An 18,800-nucleotide genomic window follows, 5' to 3' on the forward strand; every position below is an offset into this window, starting at 1 on the left:
TTTAGAGAGATGAACGTAACTATATTATTATTAACGTTATTAGTTGGAGCATTTGCTACGTTTTTAGCAAATAAAACACTTGCCCCTAAAATTGCTTTGCTATTCGGGTTAGTCGCATTTGTAGAAACAATTGCCATCATTTGCCAACACAATTCAGGAGTAAATGCCGGTTTTACAACGCAATGGATTATGAATCCTAATATTCACATTGCCTTAAAAGCGGATGGATTAGCTTTAGCCCTTGTTTTATTAACAACGATGCTAACACCGCTAATCATTTTATCCTCTTTTGGAAATCACATTGAAAAATCAAATCTATTCTACGGGTTAGTGATGTTTATGTCATTCGCTATGACTGGAACATTCTTAGCTGCAGACGGATTTTTATACTATATTTTCTGGGAATTATCTTTAATTCCAATCTACTTCATTGCTTTACTATGGGGGAATGATACTTTCGAAGCGCGTAAAAAAGCTATTTTTAAATTCTTTATTTACACCTTTGCAGGATCTTTATTCATGTTGGTTGGGTTCATTTACCTTTACCAAAAAGCAGGTAGCTTCTTATTAGCAGATTTATACAACGTAAGCTTAACAAGTCAAGAGCAATACTGGATTTTCCTAGCGTTCTTCTTAGCTTATGCAATTAAAATTCCTATTTTCCCTTTCCATACTTGGCAAGCATCAACCTACGAAAAAGCACCTACTGTTGGAACCATGCTTTTATCTGGGATTATGTTGAAAATGGGATTATACTCGATCATCCGTTGGCAATTACCGATCACTTCATCAGCAGCGAAAGAGTTGATGCCAACTATTTTAGTATTGTGTATCATCGGAGTGGTATATGGATCAATCGTAGCTCTAAAACAAGTGAATATCAAGCGTTTCTTCGCTTATTCTTCACTAGCTCACGTTGGTTTAATTGCAGCAGGTGCTTATACCCTAACATTGGATGGTTTACTAGGAGCAGTTTATCAAATGCTAGCCCACGGTTTTGTAATCGTTGGTTTATTCTACGTAGCTGAAATTATGTACAATCGATTCGAAACTAGAGCAATTAATGAAATGGGAGGAATTCGCCAACAAGCGCCACAATTCGCTTCTCTATTCATGATCTTGTTGTTTGCTTCGATTGGTTTACCAGGAACATTCAGTTTCATTGGTGAATTCAGCTTACTATACGGTCTATCGCAAATCAATATTTGGTACGCGATCATTGGAGGAACAAGTGTCATTTTCGGAGCTTTCTATATGTTGCGTATGTTCCAAAGATCTATGCTAGGGGAAACGAATACCAAAGTATTTAAAGAAGTGTCAGTAAACGAGAAAATTGTATTAGGCGTATTAGTAATCACCGTGATTTTCTTAGGTATTTACCCTAAACCAATTACCGATTTAATTACACCAAGTTTGGTTGAAATCGTATCCTATATTAAATAACAATTGAGATTCAGCTTATTCTGAAGCCATAATTCCAAAATATAAAAGATGAATACATTAATAGCAGTTGGAGTATTAGCGGTTATCGTTCTACTAGCAGAGATCATTAATTTGAGAAAATTAATCATCCCGCTAACGATTGTAGGACTACTGGGAATTCTGGGTTACACGCTTTGTACAATTGATGTGGTGGAAGCCCATTACAACAATATGATTGTGACTACTAAGTTTTCTAGTGCCTTTACTTCTTTATTTCTTGCATTAACTATTTTGTTAGTTGCTTTGAGTAAAGACTTTTATCAAACGCAATTTTCTAAAATATCAGACTATATTTCTTTAAAGTTATTCTTGCTGATGGGAGCGATTTCCATGGTGAGTTTTGGAAATATGGCGATGTTTTTCGTGGGATTAGAAATTCTTTCTATCACCCTATACATTCTTTGTGGATCAGATCGTACCAACATCAAGAGTAACGAATCTGCCATGAAATATTTCTTATTAGGATCTTTTGCTTCAGGGGTAGTTCTATTCGGAATTGCTTTGATTTACGGAGCAACAGGATCTTTTGATTTGGCTCAAATCACACAATTAACGACAAGTAATCCAATGCCTGTTTGGTATGCATTAGGAGTGACGATGGTTATTATCGGTATGCTTTTCAAAATCGCAGCTGTACCTTTCCACTTCTGGGCACCAGACGTATACCAAGGAGCACCAAACTTAACAACGGCGATGATGAGTACGTTGGTAAAAGTAACAGCGGTTGCCACTTTGTATAAAGTATCGATTAACTTGTTACACCAAATGCCTTCACACTACACTACTGCTATTGTTATCATTGCAATTTTAACGATGACTGTAGGTAACATCATGGCGTTACGTCAAGATAATATGAAGCGTTTATTAGCGTATTCTGGTATTTCACATGCTGGTTTTATGATGATGGCTTTAACAGCATTAGGTAGTGCAACACCAAACCTATTCTACTACGCTACATCATACGCGTTCGCAGGTATCGCAGCTTTTACGGTATTAACCATTGTAACTAAAGGAAAAGATAACGAACACATCAATAACTTCAAAGGATTAGGCAAATCTAACCCCCTTTTAGCGGTTATCTTATCTGTTGCGTTATTATCTATGGGAGGGATTCCAATCTTCGCTGGTTTCTTCGGAAAATTCTTCTTATTCACAGAAGCAGTGAAAAACGGATTCATCACTTTAGTCATCTTTGGGGTAATTAACTCTTTCATCAGTATTTACTACTACCTGAAAATTATCATCTTGATGTTTACAACACAAGAAGAGGAAGAAGAAACAACAACAATCCAAGTGCCTTTATCTTACAAAATCGTTGGTTTAATCGCTGTTGCTGCTGTTGTAGTATTCGGTTTATTCCCATCATTAGTATTGGGATTATTCAACTAAGAACAAATAAATAACAATTCAATAAATTACCTAAGACCAAGTATTCATCTGGATACTTGGTCTTTTTTTGTTTACAATAACAGTTGGCAGTTCACCCTCTTTTTTTTATAATTTATCTTGTTACTTGGCAAATTGCCATTTGCCACTACGGGGTTCTACATCTCATCATCTCACCTTCTCATCATCTCACCTTCTCATCAACCACACCTCCTCACCTTCTCATCGCCTCACCTCCTCACCCTCTCATCGCCTCACCATCTATCTCACAGCGTTTATATTTTGTTTTGGTGTTCGATGAATCTACACTGCGTTTCGATTTCACCCCCTCTACAACTCACCTTCCTTCGCCCTCTCTTCGACCTTTCTTCGACCTTTCTTCAACCTTTCTTCAACCTTCCTTCGACCTTCCTTCGACTTTCCTTCGACAAAAAGGCCTTTTTTCCTAGTATACTCCAAGCATTCTCCAAGGAATGTCGAACAAAACCACTACTAACCCATTACTAACCTAATACTAACCCCCTTTTGTGAAAGATAAATGGTAAGAGTAAAAGACTCACCTCCTCGCCCTCTCATCGCCTCACCATCTATCTCACAGCGTTTATATTTTGTTTTGGTGTTCGATGAATCTACACTGCGTTTCGATTTCACCCCCTCACCCTCTCACCATTCTCACCTTCTATCTCACGGGTTTCTATTTGTTTTGGTATTCGATGAATCTACACTGCGTTTCGATTTCACCCTCTCACCCTCTCACCATTCTCAACATCTCACCCCCTTCCCCCAAATCAACAATTCAAACAACAACCAAAAATCTCGTTCACAAAACAAATAAAACACAGATTTACAACAACTTAAGTTAATTTTTATAATAAAAAAAAACTATTTTAGTACTCTCAACATTAACTTTTTAACTTACTATAACACCAGTGATCTCTTTGGTACTTGTACATAAACCAACCAGCACAACACATGCTTGGTACACAAGTTCCATCACGAGGATAACTGGGTTATTTAAATCACAACTTATGAGTACAAAACCCCAACATCGTGTCATTTCAGCCAATGATTGGCACAACCTTTCTCTTTTACAACAATTGTATAACCACAATCCCAACTTTGCGTCTTATGCGAAAAGTATCAGGGCGCTTTTCTTTTTCTATATGCACAATTGCACACAACAAAATGATGACTTTACCCTAAATACAGATGATGTACAAGGCGTGCTAGAGTTAGTCAATGCACTACAGAATCTAAAACACCCCAGAACTTAAGGATTCAACTAAACTATTTTTCATAATTAAAAAAAGCAGTAGCAAACCAAGTTTGTTACTGCTTTTTATCTTTTTTATTCAAGAATCTCAACGTTCTTTTTTCATTTGCTTCCAAATCTCCATCGTTGATTCATAACACTCAAGGCTTCTCAACGTATTGTGTCGCTGTTTTTCTCGAAACAAAGTTCGCAATGAATCAATATATTGATCCAAGTCTTCACTTTCATAAAAATCAAAAGCTCGCCTAAACGTCATATGTGCTTTTAAGTTTTTATCGTCCAAAGGCATATAGGGCCCATATTCCTTCTTTAACCATTTATCTCTTATCCGATTGTAGTTTTCATCTATATACGAAGGATGATCCTCAGAATAAAAATCCATTACTATACAAAACTCATGAAATAATTCCATTCTTGAAATATCAACTAAGGAATCATACGGAATCTTAAACTGTTCTTTCTCTTTCGTTAAAGCTCTATTGTATAAATCCATAAAAGCATATTGCCGATGGATTGCCAACAAACCTTCTATTTTTTGATTAATGAGCTCTTGTTCTCTTTTTACAGTTGTTGAACAACTAATGAGAAACAGGCATCCGAAAATAAAAATTACTTTTTTCATCTAAAAATATCCGTTACCATTAAAGCCATATTACAAACCTACTTTATATTAATGATTTTATCAACTATAGCTAGTAGTTCTCCTTTATGAATTTCATTAACAGCTTCGTAACCCACGTCTAATTCATTAGTTAAAATACTTTCCAAATAGATAATCAACTTTTCTTTATTCTCCATATTTTTAATTATTCCAGGAATATAAGCCTGACACTCATCTTGCGCAATCTGCTGATAGCCAATAGCTAACGGATCTAACTCTGATAAAATTTGATTAATTGCCCTTATTTTTTTTCATACTTTTCAGTTAAAAGAATTAATGTTACCTGCTCCTACTTAATCCTTTACATCAGTTACTGGGCCTGTAAATATACGAGGTTCTAAAACTAGTGAATTATACTTCCTCTAATTCTATCGCTTACTTACTAATTCAAAATTAAACAAAACAAATCTAAATCAACAATCTCATTCAAAATTCAAATAACCACCTAAAAAACAACACATTAACTAATTAAAAAAAACGAAATACATAGTATATTTAAAATTCCTAAACAATAACATTATACTTCTAAAAGATACTTCCGTAAGACAAGGTGGCATACTTGGAAACAACTGCAATGCTGTTATTGGCATAGGACACCTAAACCTCACGGTTTTTCATATCATTCTTAAAACAATAACATTTATGAGCACAAAACCTCAACCCAGCATGCTATCCAAAAACGATAGCCACAACATAACCTTGTTACAAGAGTTGTATGACCTAAATCCCAATTTTGTCTCTTACACACAAAGAATCAATGCACACATTTTCTTCATAAAGTTTAATTAAAAATGAGCTTTAATCACAATATAAAAAAACAACATAGACTATTTTACTATATGCATTTATTAAAAATAATGAGAATAGCAATAATTTGTTTGCTTTTTACAGCTTGTGTAAAAGAAAAAAAAACAAATATCGACTACGAGGCTAAATATACATATATAGAAAACAGATTCCCTCTGCTACTTAATAATTTAAACAAGAAAGAAATTGACTCTTTTATTAATGTAATGAAATTTAATGAACAAGGCATACTATCATCATTAGATATAGATTTATTAAAAAAGGGAAGTAAAAAAGAGTTTAAAAATTACATTGTAAACTTCACTAAAGATTTGGGTAGTAATGTAGATTATATCGCAATAATAAATGAAGTCGGTGAAGAGGAACCATTAGTAAATGATTATTTTACTAATACCTCTAATGAAGAGATTCCTTTAAGTGAAATAGAAACATGGGATGGTTTGTTCGTAATTACGTCCTTAAGGTGTGGACATTGTTTAGAATTTTTCAAAACTTTAAATAACTTATCTAGTAGTGATGTAAAATTAGTGGCTCTTTTTCCACAATCATCTATCATTCTTGAAAATTATAAAAAAGGAACCGCATATTCAAATTTTGGTTTTCTTAATAACAATTGGAATATTTTCTTTAATTCAGAAGATATAGTAAAACAACTACTTCCATCATATAGTGATAATACTGATGGTTTTCCCTATGTCTTTTATAGGAAACATGGCAAAACAATTAGATTAAAAATGGATATGAATTTTTTCACAGAAGAAAATCTAAAATCCCTTTTAAAAAAATACAATCAAAATCATATAAAATGAGAAAAAACTTTTTTTGTTTAGGACTGCTTTTATGCACAATTTCTTTTATCTCTTGTGAAACAGAAGAAAAAGAATTAGTATCAAATAATAATTCAACCTTAGATTTACCTGCTAAACCTGGAACATATTTATATAAAAACATGGAAAATAGATGGTTTTGGTTAAGTGGTTGTACAGGGACAAGTGGTTTATGTGTTATAGAAGTCAAAAAACTAGAAACTGCCCCAGATAGAATTAACCTTACCCCTTATAAGGGCGATCATTTACAATTAGAAAACTTAAAGAATGTATATATCGCTGAAAATTTAATTGAGGTACAAAAAAATTTAGATGTTAATGAATTAATTACGTTTAAAGAAATAATGAAATTCAATAGCGATAAGAATTTAGTTTCGTATGATTTAGATTTATTAGAAAAAGCGTATCAATCAAAGGATTTATTTTATAATAAAGTTTCTGAGATAACTTTAAAACTTGATCAAAAAACTGAAAATATAATTATTGTAGAAGAATCAGGTAAAGAAATAATAATTAAAAAATAAGTGAATAAAAACAAGCACCAATACTTAATTGCAAACAAAATATTTTAGAAATTTATCTTAATTTAAAAATTGTAACTAAATTACTTTAACCAGGTGCACAAAAAAAAAGCAGCAATAAACTCAAGTCTATTGCTGCTTTTCTATTTTTATTTACTTGCCTTTATAAGGCCTTACATTGCATTATGAACATCCACAGTTTCCGCTCCCACAAGAGCCTCCACCTTTTTTGTTACTTTTCTTTCCAAAGCTTTTTTTAATAAAATAACCAATGGCAAAAAGCAATAAACCATAAACGATAATCTCTTGGTAATCCATCTACTTTACTTTAAGAGTTGATAGGCTATAAACGCTGCCACATAAGCGAGAACCGTCATAAAGACCAATTGATAAATGGTCCATTTCCAAGATTTTGTTTCTCTTCGTACAATCGCTACTGTAGCGGTACACTGCATCGCGAAAGCATAGAAAAACATCAAGGATACTCCACTTGCTAGGGTAAATACTTTTTCACCTGTATCTGGCCAAATCTCAGCAGCCATTTTTTGTTTGATACGTCCATCTTCGTCGTTTTCATCTCCCGATCCAACATTGTAGATCGTTCCTAAAACACCGACAAAAATCTCACGTCCTACAAAAGAAGACAATACTGCAATTCCCACTTTCCAATCATACCCCAACGGTTTGATTACAGGTTCAATCGATTTACCTAATATACCAATATACGAGTTTTCTAAGCGGTAACTTGCCACATATTCACTCATTTCCTCTTCTGATACTTCTTTATCTTGGTGCATTTGAGCCATGTGCTCTTCTGCATTTTCAAATTTATCACCAGGACCATGTGCACCTAAGAACCATATAATGATTGACAGTACGAAAATAATCTTTCCAGCTCCCACAACGAAAGCCTTTGTTTTTTCGTACATATTCGCCACTACGTTTTTGATAATAGGCGTACGGTAATTTGGCATCTCAATCACAAAATACGATTTGCGTTCGCTTTTGATGTACTTGCTCAGCGCCCAAGAAGACACAAGTGCTGCTAAGAATCCGATAAAATAGAACAACGTTAAGGTCAATCCTTGCAAGCTCAAGAACCCAAATAAACGCGTTTCTGGGATTACTAAAGCAATGATGATAATATATACCGGAATACGGGCAGAACACGTTGTAAATGGCGTTACTAAGATGGTAATCAATCGCTCTTTGGGATTCTCGATATTACGCGCAGACATAATCGCCGGAATAGCACAAGCATTTCCAGAAATCAAAGGCACTACTGATTTTCCACTCAATCCAAAAGGACGCATTAATTTATCCATCAAGAATACTACACGACTCATATAGCCTGTCTCTTCTAGAATAGAGATAAACATGAATAGGATAGCAATCTGCGGAATGAACGGCATTACTCCCCCAATTCCTGGCACAATACCATCGGCTATTAAATCCGTTAGTTTACCTGGTTCCATTACTTCATGTACCCATGAACCTAAATTTGAGAATTGCTCATCAATCCAATCCATTGGAATACTCGACCATTCAAAAATCGCTTGAAAAACCAACATCATGATTCCGAAGAAAATCAAATACCCATACACTTTATGCGTTAAGATTCGATCTACTTTCGTACGAAGTCCCGTTGCTTTTGTTGTATCACGTGTATACGTTTCTTTCAGCGTATCATTAATAAACTGATAGCGCTTAATCGTCTTCTTATGTTGTAATTTTTTTATTTCATTATCTGACAAGTGAATGCCTTTAGCCTCGATGTCTTTCTTCCCAATATTTCCAATGGTAATATCTTGCGAATAAATCATCCATAACTTGAATACAGATAAATTCGAGAAAGTCAAGGCTAATTTTCCAAAGAATGCTGGATCAACATCTGTTGCATTCAGACAAGGTTCGATGGAATAATTTTTATAATCTAATACGGCTTGTTTTAATTCTTGAATACCCAATTTCTTCTTGGCACTCATCAAAACAATTTTAGTATTGAGTTTCTTTTCTAAGGCTGCAACCTGAATGCTAATTCCCTTTTCATCCATGTGATCCGCCATATTAATGGCTAAAACCGTAGGGAATCCCAATTCTTTCACTTGGGTAAATAGCAGTAAGTTTCGCTTTAAGTTTTCGATTTCAGCAACGACAATCGCTACATCGGGATAGTCTTCATTGGTTGAATCAAACAATAAATCCAACACAATACGCTCATCTTCTGAGCTGGCATTGATACTATAGGTTCCAGGTAAGTCGATGATGGTAGCGGTTACCTCATCATTTAACTTTGTTGTACCTGATTTTTTATCAACGGTAATACCAGGATAGTTCCCGATTTTGTGATTTAAACCCGTTAAGGCATTGAATACAGAGGTTTTACCTACGTTAGGATTACCTATTAGGGCAACTTTAATATCTTTTTTCATCAATTGGTTCTACTAATCTTACTTCAAATCGCCTTCTAGGCTCACTACAATTTCTCTCGCTAATTCCTTGCGAATTGATAGATGTGTATCATTGATACAGAAATAAATTGGGTCTCCTAATGGAGCAACTTCCAAAAGCTCAACAGCATTACCTGGTAAACATCCCATTTCTAATAATTTTAAAGGAACTTTATGCATGTCAAAATCAGCAATTACGCCCTTTTCATTTCTTTTCAATAAGTCTAATGTTGTATTCACCTTATTTAGATTTAATTCACATTGCAAAAATAAGCAATAAAAAAAGAATTAGAACATAATTTAAGGATTAATTAGTCCAAATACTACTAAGTCAACGTCTTGAATCTGCATTGTAGACTAGGATTTTGGTAAAAACGAAAAAGCCATGCTGTTTTCTCAGCATGGCTTTCTTCTATTCTTGTTATTCGTTTACTTTGTTTCCTTTTCATGTTGGTATAACCATTGGATATCTTCCCATAGTTCTTCCATATTCTTATTTTCAGGATCCTTGGTATTCAAATTTGTTCCGTCATAAAATCCTCGGATACGTCCTTCACTATCTACTAAAACGAAATTCTCCGTATGTACCATATCGTACATCTCCTCTGGTGAACCTGTTTTTACAGCCAAGTACGAATTTCTGGCGATATAGTAAATGTCGCGTTTATCTCCCGTGACTAAATTCCAAATGGAATCGTCTACTCCGCGTTTCAAAGCGTATTCCTTCAAAACTGGAACGCTATCAATATCAGGCGTAACGGTATGGGAAAGTAACTTCACCCCAGGTAGTGTTTTGATTTTATCTTGTAACCACTCCATATTATCACCCATAATAGGGCAAATGGTTGGACAAGTAGTAAAGAAGAAATCGGCGATATAAATATGCCCTTCGTAATCTTTATTGGTAATGGTATCTCCATTTTGATTGATAAAAGTAAAAGGAGCAATACGATGCTTTTGCTTATTCGCCTCGTGTTGAATTAAACTATCTACCATTTCTGGATTAACCATGGAAGGTGTATACACTGGCAAGCTCTTTCTATATTTCAATGCATTGTAAAACAAAACGAGAATTCCACAACTCATCAAAAAGAAAAATAGAAAGAAATATCTATAGCGTTTAAAAAATTGAAACATGATACTTTGAGTTTCCTACAAACTTACAAATTCCAACCTATAAATACGTTAAAGCTAGCTTAAAACCGCACCCCTTTCCTCTATGCTTTTCTCCTTTCTTTTTTGCATTTTAAAACCGTAAATCACGCCAAAAAAGAAGATTTATTCCTAAAAATTCAATTTATAGCCTCAAAAGGAAATTACTCAAAAGATATTTTCTATTTTTGTTTAAACTAGAATTAAAGTAAAAACTTAAATACAAATGAAAAAAAGAGTATTATTAACCTCTGGTCTAGCTCTAGCTTCATTAGTTGCTTGTAAAGATGGCAAGAAAACAGAAGAAGTTGCAGATCAAGAAAATCACGGAATTAACTTAGAGTACATGGACCTAAGTGTTAATCCTGGTGACGACTTTTTCCGTTTTGTAAACGGTACGTGGTATGATAACACAGAAATTCCTAATGATAGAACACGTTGGGGAAGTTTTGATGAATTGAGACAGAATACAGATAAAGATGCCTTGGCTATTTTAAAGAAAGCAGCTGAAGCTCATGATTTGGATGCAAAATCAGATCAAGCGAAAGCAGTTGCTTTATTTGAAACGTATTTAGATGATGCTACACGTAACAGTGTAGGTGTAACTCCTCTAAAACCTTACTTGGATCAAATCAACGCGATTCAAACTCCTGCTGATGTTACGAAGTTAATCAATGACTTAGCGGACGAAGGTGGTTTAGGGTTCTATTCTTCTTATGTTTATGCGGATGCAAAAAACTCAAATGAAAACACGATTTATTTAAGTACAGGTTCTCTAGGGTTACCTGATCGTGATTACTATGTGTTGCAAGATGCTGACATGAAAGAAAAACGCGAACAATACGTTGCACACGTAGCACGTATGTTAGAGATGGCAGGTGAATCAAAAGAAGAAGCTACTGCAGACTCAAAACGCGTTTTAGCAATCGAAACAAAAATGGCTGAGCCTCGTTTAACAAGAGTAGAACGCAGAGATAGCCGTTTAACTTATAACCCAATGACAATTGCTGAGTTACAAAAAACAACTCCAGTAGTTGATTGGACTGCTTATTTTGATGCAACAGGTTTGAAAAACATCGATAAAGTTGTTGTTTCTCAACCAAGATATATGAAAGCATTAAATGACATTTTATCGGCTAAAAACATCGCAGATGCAAAAGCGTATTTAAAATGGACGTTAGTGAACGGATATGCTAGTACATTGTCTACAGACATGGAGACAGCAAACTGGGAGTTCTATTCTAAAACATTAGAAGGAGCAAAAGAACAAAGACCTGCTGAAGAAAGAGCACTTGCTGTTGTAAACAATACAATTGGTGAGGCTTTAGGTCAATTATACGTAGCTGAAAAATTCCCTGCTGAAGCGAAAGCAAAAGCTCAGGCGATGATTAAAAACGTATTAACAGCATTTGGTGAGCGTATCAAAAACTTACCTTGGATGGCTGAAGAGACTAAAAAAGGAGCGTTAGAGAAATTAGCGACTACTACAGTTAAAATTGGTTACCCTGATAAATGGGAGGATTATTCTAAAATGGATATCAAAGCTCCTGCTGCTAAAGGAAACTACTTTGAGAACATGAGAAATGCTTCGAAATGGGAAGTAGCTAAAAACAGAGAAGATTTCGGTAAACCAGTAGATAAAACTAAATGGGGAATGTCACCGCAAACAGTAAATGCGTATTTCAACCCATTATACAACGAAATCGTATTCCCTGCAGCTATCTTACAACCTCCATTCTACGATTATAAAGCAGATGAGGCAATCAACTACGGTGGTATTGGTGCTGTTATTGGACACGAGATCTCTCATAGTTTTGATGATTCTGGTGCTCGTTATGACAAGAATGGTAACTTAAACAACTGGTGGACAGATGCTGACTTAGAAAGATTTACAGTATTAGGTAATAAATTAGCGGATCAATACAGCGCATTAGAGCCTCTTCCAGGTGTATTTGTAGATGGTAAATTTACTTTAGGTGAAAACATCGGAGATTTAGGTGGTGTGAATGCTGCTTACGACGGATTAAAAATCTACTTGAAAGAGAATGGAGATCCAGGTCTAATCGATGGATATACACCAGAACAACGTTTCTTCATTTCATGGGGAACAATCTGGAGAACGAAAGCACGTGATGAAGCGGTTAAAAACCAAGTGAAAACAGATCCACACGCGCCAGGTTATTATAGAGCATTTGTTCCTTTGCAAAATGTTGATGCTTTCTACGAAGCATTTGATATCAAAGAAACAAACAAACTTTACATCAAACCAGAAGAACGAGTTAAGATTTGGTAACAAAAAAAGGGGGAAATTTCTAAATGAAATTTCCCCCCTTTTTTTATGGGTTATCAGTTATGGGTTATGGGTTATCAGTTATGGGTTATCAGTTATGTGTGATGAGTTACGGCTCCTAGCTCTTAACTCCTAACTCTTAACTCCTAACTCTTAACTCCTAACTCCTAACTCCTAACTCCTAACTCCTAACTCCTAACTCTTAACTCCTAATTCCTAACTCTTAACTCCTAACTCCTAACTCTTAACTCTTAACTCTTAACTCCTAACTCCTAACTCTTAACTCCTAACTCTTAACTCCTAACTCTCAACTACTTTCAAAACCATTGGATCAATCTTCAACAACCATTCATAATAGTCCTTTTGTCCTTTCAATTGATTCAAATATTCAGCTATTAGAAAATGCATGACTAATTCTTTATGGCGGTCTAGTTTAAAAAACAACTTATTGCTTTCTAAATGACGCTTGAAGGAACTGTATTCTTTTTTATCTGCTTGTAGATAGGCAATCAGTTCTGCTGTGGTCATGTTATTATACATTTGGCGTGCTTGATCAATTTCTTGAAACACATAATAGCTCACCATTCCTGATTTCATCATCATGACAATCGCCTCTTCTCCGTGTTTTCTGGCAATAGGAACAAACAAGTCGGGAACGATTCCACCACCTCCATACACAATTCGTCCTTTTAGTGTTTTAAACTGCAAGCTATCCGCCACTTTAATACTATCGGCAGCATACAATTCACCATGCTCATAACGCGAACGGAAATCGTTGTTGTAATCTTCTATACCATTCTTGTAATTCTTTTGAATAGAACGCCCAGAAGGTGTGTAATAACGCGCTGTTGTTAGCCGAATGGCAGAACCATCACCCAACATTAATTCACGTTGTACTAATCCTTTTCCGAAAGTGCGTCTTCCAACAATAGTCCCTCGATCATTATCCTGAATCGCTCCGGCAATAATTTCACTAGCTGAAGCACTATTTTCATTCACTAATACATAAAGGGGTTTCGTCGTAAAGAGATTCGTGCTCTTCGCTTTGGTTACTTTTTCTTGTCCGCCGCGATTAATCGTTTTAACGATGGTTTGATCCGTCAGCAATAAATCATTTAAGATCTTGCTCGACTGATCCATATAGCCTCCACTGTTATCGCGTAAATCAATAATCAACCCTTGAATGCCTTCTTCAATGAGTTGTAACAATCCCGCTTGAAACTCTTCATAGGTTGTGCTCGCAAAGCGATTGATCTTGATATAGCCATATTGGTTGTCCAACTTAATAGCAATATCGACACTTTTCAATGGGATAGGCTCTCGTTTTACCTTGATATTTTTTCTTTCTTTGGTGGTTTTCCGGTACACTTCTAGGGTAATAGCAGTGCCTTCATCGCCCCTTAATACCGAAGAAATCGTATCGGAAGAGATTTCCTTTCCATATAATACTTCTTGATTTGCTTTGAGGATGCGGTCACCAGCCAGAATACCAGCTTGAATAGAAGGACCTCCCTCTATTGGTTTAATCACAGCTAAAGAATCTTGATACAAATAATATTGCACCCCAATACCGACAAAACTTCCTTGCATCGATTCTGTCACCTCTTTCATGAGGTCTTTACCAATGTAAACCGAATGGGGATCGAGTTGTTCTAGGATCGTGGTTACTGTGCGATCTACAATAGAATCTGTATCTACTTGATCCACGTATTCCTGTTCAATGAAATCAAGCAAGCGATTTAGCTTTAGTTTATTGTGATTGGTAAAAAAGTTACCTTGTGAACGCTGAGAAGCGGACACTAAAAAACCACCTAACAAAACGCCAAGGGAAATAGAAATTGCAACAATAAAAGGCCAAAAAAACTTTTTCATAGCACACGCATTAATCTAGGTCCTCGATGTGGACCACCTCAACTCCGGCTTTATGTAGAAAATCAATTCCAGCCATATCTTTGTATCCTTCCACATACACCACGCGTTTTATACCCGCTTGATGGATTAATTTACTACAATCACGACAAGGAGACATGGTAATATATAAAGTTGCATCTTGACAGCTTTGGGTAGAGCTTGCTACTTTAAGGATGGCATTGGCTTCGGCATGTAATACATACCAATGCGTTTGGTCATTATCATCTTCACAACAATTATCGAATCCTGTAGGTGTTCCATTATATCCATCCGATATAATCATGCGATCTTTGACTATGATTGCACCAACTTTTTTGCGCTTACAGTAAGACAATTGGCCCCATTCACGTGCAATACGCAAATACGCCTTATCGTACTTAGTTACTTTAGGATTTGACATAAACCTCTATTTTATAACTCATAATATACGACAAAAATACACATAAGTTTCACGTGACTCTCTATACTCGTTTGAAATAATGTAATTATCCTCGTAGAATTACTTATTTAAGACTCCCTAACACCCGCTATCTCCATCATTAGCGTCTTTTTGACCTCCATTTTTTTTTGCTTCGAACACGCATTATTATAAAGATTTTTTGTACATTACTTCTAATTAACACCTTAAACCAATTAACAACAAAAATGAACTCATATGGCTTATTTAGATTTATATAACAGTGATTTTAAAGAGCGTAACAAAGGGCACTTTGCTTCTATTGTTCGCGTTGCCTTAGCGGATGGAGATATCAGTGAAGAAGAGCTTAAATTCTTAAATGAATTAGCAGATAAATTGGATATCTCAACAGATGATTATGATAAAATCATGGCCAGCCCCGAAAAATACCCTGTTAACCCTCCTTACTTAGAGATTAACAGAATTGAACGTTTGTATGATTTGGCTCGTATGGTCTATGTGAATCACATCTTGGGACCAAAACAAAAGGATATCTTGCGCAAATTTGCTTCTGCACTTGGATTTACGGGAGATATTGACTTGATTGTAAACAAATCTTTGTCACTCTTAGTTCTAGAAGTTGATATCGATACTTTTATAGCAGAAATTCAAAAAATAAAGCATTAAAAAAAGGGGGTTTTACGATGTAAAACCCCCTTTTTGGTGCTTGCTATTTTCTTATTGGTGCAAAGCCATAAATTCTTCTGCTTTTTCCACCATATTTTTACTTCCACAGAAGAACGGAACACGTTGATGTAACTCCGTTGGTTCAATTTCCATGATACGGTTATATCCGTCTGACGCTCTTCCTCCCGCTTGTTCCATGATAAAAGCAATTGGATTACATTCATACAACAATCTCAATTTTCCTTTCGGTGCTTTTGTACTTGTTGGATAAATATAAATTCCTCCTTTTAAAATATTGCGGTGAATATCAGAAACTAAACTTCCGATATAACGAGCTGAATAAGGACGATTTCCTTGTTCTTCTTGACAATATTTCAAGTAGTCTTTCACCCCTTGTGGGAATTGGATATAGTTTCCTTCATTGATGGAATAAATACTTCCGTCTTCTTTAATTTTCATGTTTGGATGAGACAAGTAGAACGTTCCAATCGCTGGGTTCAATGTAAAACCATTTACTCCTGCCCCTGTTGTGTATACCAACATCGTTGATGAACCATACACAATATAACCCGCTGCTACTTGGTTTTCTCCTTTTTGTAAGAAATCTTCCAATTGCACTGGAGTTCCAGTAGGCGTTACACGACGATAGATAGAGAAAATAGTCCCTACTGAAACGTTTACATCAATATTAGAAGATCCGTCTAATGGATCAATCAATACCACGTATTTACTGTCGTTATCTCCTTTTTTTCCTTGAATGGTAATAAAATCATCTTCCTCTTCAGAAGCAATTCCACATACAATTTCGCGATTAACTAACGTATTGATAAAAACCTCATTCGCGTAAACGTCCAATTTTTGTTGTTGTTCTCCTTGTACGTTTTCAGTACCAAAAGCTCCTACGATATCAACTAAACCAGCTTGGTTTACTTGATGACTAACTACCTTCGCTGCAAGTCGTAAAGAGTTAATTAAGCGAGAAAGCTCTCCCGATGAGTATTTAAAATCCTCTTGTTTGTCAATAATAAACTCCCCTAGTGTTTGGTGTCTTTTTGTTGTCATGGAAAAATGATTCTTTAGTTGTGTATTTTGCTGTGCAAATATCGTTAATTTTGTCATTCAAATGAAGTTATTAACCATAAATCCAACAAAAGACATGAATGTTAGAGCCGCTACTCCAGCTGATATGCCAGCTGTACTACAATTAATTCAAGAATTAGCCACATTCGAGAAGCAGCCCGATGCAGTTGTCCTAACGCCAGAGGACCTTATTCGAGATGGTTTTGGTGCCCATCCCCTTTTTCGCGTATTAGTTGCAGAGCACGAAGGTGAAATTATTGGTATGGCCCTATTCTACTATCGATATTCTACTTGGAAAGGCAAGACCATCCATTTAGAGGACCTCATCGTAACAGCAGAAGCAAGAGGAACAGGAGCGGGAATGGCTTTATATAAAAACGTGATTCAACTAGCCAAAGAAGAACAGGTAAGACGCGTAGAATGGGTGGTTTTAAATTGGAATCAACCCGCTATTGAATTTTATCAGAAATCAGGCGCGCATGTTTTGGAAGATTGGTATACGGTACAAATGGATGAACAAGGTATTCATGCCTTTATCAATAATTAGTGGACAATGAGAATATATAAATTTGGTGGAGCTTCGGTAAAAGATGCCGATAATGTAAAAAATGTAGGTCATGTTTTGCGTACTGTCGGTTATTCAGATAGTTTACTGATTGCCTCTGCAATGGGTAAGACAACCAATGCCTTAGAAGTTGTGGTGCACAACTATTTTCAAAATCGTTTTGATTTGGCCGAATCGGTTCAGGTAGTGAAAGACTATCACCTTGCGATTCTACGTGATTTATTCGCCGATTCAACAGATGCCGTTTATCAAGCTGTCGATCATCTATTTGAATCGCTCACTTCATTTTTACTCAACAACAAATCGCCCAACTACAATTTTGTCTATGATCAGATTGTCAGCTATGGGGAGTTGTTGTCTACAACGATTTTACATCATTATTTGCTGTGCTGCAATATTGAAAACACGTGGATTGATGCGCGTAATCTAATTAAAACAGATACAACGTATCGCGATGCCAATGTGCAATGGGAGAGCACTGAAGCTGCTATTACACAAGCAATAGACAAAAAAGAATTATATATTACCCAAGGTTTTATCGGGTCAGATTACAATGGTTTTTCAACTACATTAGGTCGAGAAGGCTCAGATTACTCTGCTGCAATTTTTGCGTATGCACTAAACGCAGAAAGCGTAACCATTTGGAAGGATGTACCAGGCGTCCTCAATGCAGACCCACGTTACTTTGACGAGACTACATTATTGGAGCAAATTTCCTATCAAGAAGCTATTGAATTAGCCTTTTATGGTGCTTCTGTCATCCACCCTAAAACCTTACAACCCCTGCGTCAAAAGGAAATTCCGTTATATGTAAAATCCTTTGTCAACCCAACGTTAGCAGGAACCTCTGTATCGAAAGGAGCTGATCTAAAGCCAGCAATTCCTTGTTTCATCGTAAAGAAAAATCAATTGTTGATTTCTCTTTCTTCGAAAGATTTCTCTTTTATTATGGAACAAAACATCAGTGATATTTTCAAATTATTCTGTGAATACAACATTAAGGTGAATGTCATCCAAAACTCAGCGATTAGCTTTTCAGTTTGTGTGGAAGATAAATTCAATCACTTTGAAGAATTGCGTCAAAAACTAAATGATCAATATCGCGTCAGCTATAATGAAAATGTTTCACTCTATACCATTCGCCATTTTGACGAAACCTCAGCGGACCGTATCCTACAGGATAAAACCCTGTTATTAAAACAAGTAAATAGAGAAACCATGCAAATGGTGACAAGAGAATAAAGAAAAAAGCTTCACGTCGTTGAAGCTTTTTTTATCTCTATTCATCCTTTTTGGTATAAAACTGATTTC

General features: G+C 35.6%; 18 protein-coding genes. 9 read left to right on the forward strand and 9 right to left on the reverse strand.

All coding sequences use genetic code 11. From position 1 onward, the window contains the following. The first annotated feature begins 9 nt into the window (after positions 1-9). The 3 genes from ACUTSE_RS04980 to ACUTSE_RS04990 all read left to right on the forward strand — a co-directional run bounded on the left by ACUTSE_RS04980 (position 10) and on the right by ACUTSE_RS04990 (position 4,142). Positions 10-1,443 (forward strand): complex I subunit 4 family protein, encoded by a 1,434-nt coding sequence (locus ACUTSE_RS04980; protein ID WP_445639452.1) that lies wholly within the window; start codon positions 10-12, stop codon positions 1,441-1,443. 48 nt (positions 1,444-1,491) lie between these two features. Next, a complete protein-coding gene (locus tag ACUTSE_RS04985; protein ID WP_445639453.1) occupies positions 1,492-2,871 on the forward strand; it encodes an NADH-quinone oxidoreductase subunit N in 1,380 nt (459 codons plus the stop codon). A gap of 1,025 nt (positions 2,872-3,896) precedes the next feature. Beyond that, positions 3,897-4,142 carry a hypothetical protein gene (locus tag ACUTSE_RS04990; protein ID WP_445639454.1) on the forward strand — a complete coding sequence of 82 codons (246 nt, stop codon included), beginning with the start codon at positions 3,897-3,899 and terminating at the stop codon, positions 4,140-4,142. 87 nt (positions 4,143-4,229) lie between these two features. Here the strand turns inward: ACUTSE_RS04990 and ACUTSE_RS04995 are convergent, their stop codons facing one another. Next, positions 4,230-4,763, reverse strand: a complete 534-nt coding sequence (locus ACUTSE_RS04995) for a hypothetical protein (RefSeq protein WP_445639455.1) — start codon at positions 4,761-4,763, stop codon at positions 4,230-4,232. A 38-nt stretch (positions 4,764-4,801) separates the two neighbouring features. Next, complete coding sequence (locus tag ACUTSE_RS05000) at positions 4,802-4,939, reverse strand: hypothetical protein (RefSeq protein ID WP_445639456.1); 138 nt, start codon at positions 4,937-4,939, stop codon at positions 4,802-4,804. Between the two features lie 720 nt (positions 4,940-5,659). On the opposite strand from ACUTSE_RS05000, the gene ACUTSE_RS05005 reads away from it, so the two are divergent. Both ACUTSE_RS05005 and ACUTSE_RS05010 read left to right on the forward strand, forming a co-directional pair. Next, the gene (locus ACUTSE_RS05005; RefSeq protein WP_445639457.1) at positions 5,660-6,418 is read left to right on the forward strand and encodes a hypothetical protein; all 759 of its coding nucleotides are present in this window, start codon (positions 5,660-5,662) and stop codon (positions 6,416-6,418) included. Beyond that, positions 6,415-6,960: a hypothetical protein gene (locus tag ACUTSE_RS05010; protein WP_445639458.1), complete on the forward strand. Its 546-nt coding sequence runs from the start codon at positions 6,415-6,417 to the stop codon at positions 6,958-6,960. Before ACUTSE_RS05005 ends, ACUTSE_RS05010 begins: the two co-directional genes overlap by 4 nt. 180 nt (positions 6,961-7,140) lie before the next feature. On the opposite strand, the gene ACUTSE_RS05015 is transcribed toward ACUTSE_RS05010, so the two are convergent. From ACUTSE_RS05015 to ACUTSE_RS05030, 4 genes are all read right to left on the reverse strand, one after another. Next, complete coding sequence (locus tag ACUTSE_RS05015; RefSeq protein WP_002988992.1) at positions 7,141-7,275, reverse strand: FeoB-associated Cys-rich membrane protein; 135 nt, start codon at positions 7,273-7,275, stop codon at positions 7,141-7,143. A gap of 5 nt (positions 7,276-7,280) precedes the next feature. After that, positions 7,281-9,389: a ferrous iron transport protein B gene (feoB, locus tag ACUTSE_RS05020; RefSeq protein WP_002988990.1), complete on the reverse strand. Its 2,109-nt coding sequence runs from the start codon at positions 9,387-9,389 to the stop codon at positions 7,281-7,283. 18 nt (positions 9,390-9,407) lie between these two features. After that, the gene (locus tag ACUTSE_RS05025; RefSeq protein WP_036462925.1) at positions 9,408-9,647 is read right to left on the reverse strand and encodes a FeoA family protein; all 240 of its coding nucleotides are present in this window, start codon (positions 9,645-9,647) and stop codon (positions 9,408-9,410) included. A 189-nt stretch (positions 9,648-9,836) separates the two neighbouring features. Continuing rightward, complete coding sequence (locus ACUTSE_RS05030; protein WP_002988986.1) at positions 9,837-10,544, reverse strand: SCO family protein; 708 nt, start codon at positions 10,542-10,544, stop codon at positions 9,837-9,839. A 241-nt stretch (positions 10,545-10,785) separates the two neighbouring features. Here ACUTSE_RS05030 and ACUTSE_RS05035 point away from each other — a divergent pair, with 241 nt between their 5' ends. After that, positions 10,786-12,852 (forward strand): M13 family metallopeptidase, encoded by a 2,067-nt coding sequence (locus tag ACUTSE_RS05035; RefSeq protein WP_445639459.1) that lies wholly within the window; start codon positions 10,786-10,788, stop codon positions 12,850-12,852. Between the two features lie 297 nt (positions 12,853-13,149). Here ACUTSE_RS05035 and ACUTSE_RS05040 read toward each other — a convergent pair whose 3' ends face one another. Beyond that, entirely contained in the window at positions 13,150-14,721 is a 1,572-nt protein-coding gene (locus ACUTSE_RS05040) for a S41 family peptidase (RefSeq protein WP_445639460.1), read from the reverse strand. 10 nt (positions 14,722-14,731) lie between these two features. Continuing rightward, positions 14,732-15,160, reverse strand: a complete 429-nt coding sequence (locus ACUTSE_RS05045; RefSeq protein ID WP_002988978.1) for a deoxycytidylate deaminase — start codon at positions 15,158-15,160, stop codon at positions 14,732-14,734. A 255-nt stretch (positions 15,161-15,415) separates the two neighbouring features. On the opposite strand from ACUTSE_RS05045, the gene ACUTSE_RS05050 reads away from it, so the two are divergent. Beyond that, on the forward strand, positions 15,416-15,844 hold the full coding sequence (locus ACUTSE_RS05050) for a TerB family tellurite resistance protein (protein WP_002988976.1): 429 nt from the start codon (positions 15,416-15,418) through the stop codon (positions 15,842-15,844). Between the two features lie 51 nt (positions 15,845-15,895). On the opposite strand, the gene fbp is transcribed toward ACUTSE_RS05050, so the two are convergent. Further along, positions 15,896-16,906, reverse strand: a complete 1,011-nt coding sequence (fbp, locus tag ACUTSE_RS05055; RefSeq protein ID WP_002988975.1) for a class 1 fructose-bisphosphatase — start codon at positions 16,904-16,906, stop codon at positions 15,896-15,898. Positions 16,907-17,000: 94 nt separating this feature from the next. Between fbp and ACUTSE_RS05060 the strand changes: the two genes are divergently transcribed. Both ACUTSE_RS05060 and ACUTSE_RS05065 read left to right on the forward strand, forming a co-directional pair. Beyond that, positions 17,001-17,471 carry a GNAT family N-acetyltransferase gene (locus ACUTSE_RS05060; protein WP_181816769.1) on the forward strand — a complete coding sequence of 157 codons (471 nt, stop codon included), beginning with the start codon at positions 17,001-17,003 and terminating at the stop codon, positions 17,469-17,471. Between the two features lie 6 nt (positions 17,472-17,477). Then, positions 17,478-18,731, forward strand: a complete 1,254-nt coding sequence (locus tag ACUTSE_RS05065; protein WP_445639461.1) for an aspartate kinase — start codon at positions 17,478-17,480, stop codon at positions 18,729-18,731. Positions 18,732-18,800: the final 69 nt, after the last annotated feature.

The sequence above is a fragment of the Myroides sp. TSA_177.3 genome, from assembly GCF_052691955.1.

What these genes read in the sequence shown, in the direction of transcription:
- ACUTSE_RS05060 (WP_181816769.1), top strand. Translation starts at nt 17,001, where the DNA reads ATGAATGTTAGAGCCGCTACTCCAGCTGATATGCCAGCTGTACTACAA.
- ACUTSE_RS05065 (WP_445639461.1), top strand. Translation starts at nt 17,478, where the DNA reads ATGAGAATATATAAATTTGGTGGAGCTTCGGTAAAAGATGCCGATAAT.
- ACUTSE_RS05040 (WP_445639460.1), bottom strand. Translation starts at nt 14,721, where the DNA reads ATGAAAAAGTTTTTTTGGCCTTTTATTGTTGCAATTTCTATTTCCCTT.
- ACUTSE_RS05035 (WP_445639459.1), top strand. Translation starts at nt 10,786, where the DNA reads ATGAAAAAAAGAGTATTATTAACCTCTGGTCTAGCTCTAGCTTCATTA.
- fbp (WP_002988975.1), bottom strand. Translation starts at nt 16,906, where the DNA reads ATGACAACAAAAAGACACCAAACACTAGGGGAGTTTATTATTGACAAA.
- ACUTSE_RS05030 (WP_002988986.1), bottom strand. Translation starts at nt 10,544, where the DNA reads ATGTTTCAATTTTTTAAACGCTATAGATATTTCTTTCTATTTTTCTTT.
- ACUTSE_RS04995 (WP_445639455.1), bottom strand. Translation starts at nt 4,763, where the DNA reads ATGAAAAAAGTAATTTTTATTTTCGGATGCCTGTTTCTCATTAGTTGT.
- ACUTSE_RS04985 (WP_445639453.1), top strand. Translation starts at nt 1,492, where the DNA reads ATGAATACATTAATAGCAGTTGGAGTATTAGCGGTTATCGTTCTACTA.
- feoB (WP_002988990.1), bottom strand. Translation starts at nt 9,389, where the DNA reads ATGAAAAAAGATATTAAAGTTGCCCTAATAGGTAATCCTAACGTAGGT.
- ACUTSE_RS04980 (WP_445639452.1), top strand. Translation starts at nt 10, where the DNA reads ATGAACGTAACTATATTATTATTAACGTTATTAGTTGGAGCATTTGCT.
- ACUTSE_RS04990 (WP_445639454.1), top strand. Translation starts at nt 3,897, where the DNA reads ATGAGTACAAAACCCCAACATCGTGTCATTTCAGCCAATGATTGGCAC.
- ACUTSE_RS05050 (WP_002988976.1), top strand. Translation starts at nt 15,416, where the DNA reads ATGGCTTATTTAGATTTATATAACAGTGATTTTAAAGAGCGTAACAAA.
- ACUTSE_RS05015 (WP_002988992.1), bottom strand. Translation starts at nt 7,275, where the DNA reads ATGGATTACCAAGAGATTATCGTTTATGGTTTATTGCTTTTTGCCATT.
- ACUTSE_RS05010 (WP_445639458.1), top strand. Translation starts at nt 6,415, where the DNA reads ATGAGAAAAAACTTTTTTTGTTTAGGACTGCTTTTATGCACAATTTCT.
- ACUTSE_RS05005 (WP_445639457.1), top strand. Translation starts at nt 5,660, where the DNA reads ATGAGAATAGCAATAATTTGTTTGCTTTTTACAGCTTGTGTAAAAGAA.
- ACUTSE_RS05045 (WP_002988978.1), bottom strand. Translation starts at nt 15,160, where the DNA reads ATGTCAAATCCTAAAGTAACTAAGTACGATAAGGCGTATTTGCGTATT.
- ACUTSE_RS05000 (WP_445639456.1), bottom strand. Translation starts at nt 4,939, where the DNA reads ATGGAGAATAAAGAAAAGTTGATTATCTATTTGGAAAGTATTTTAACT.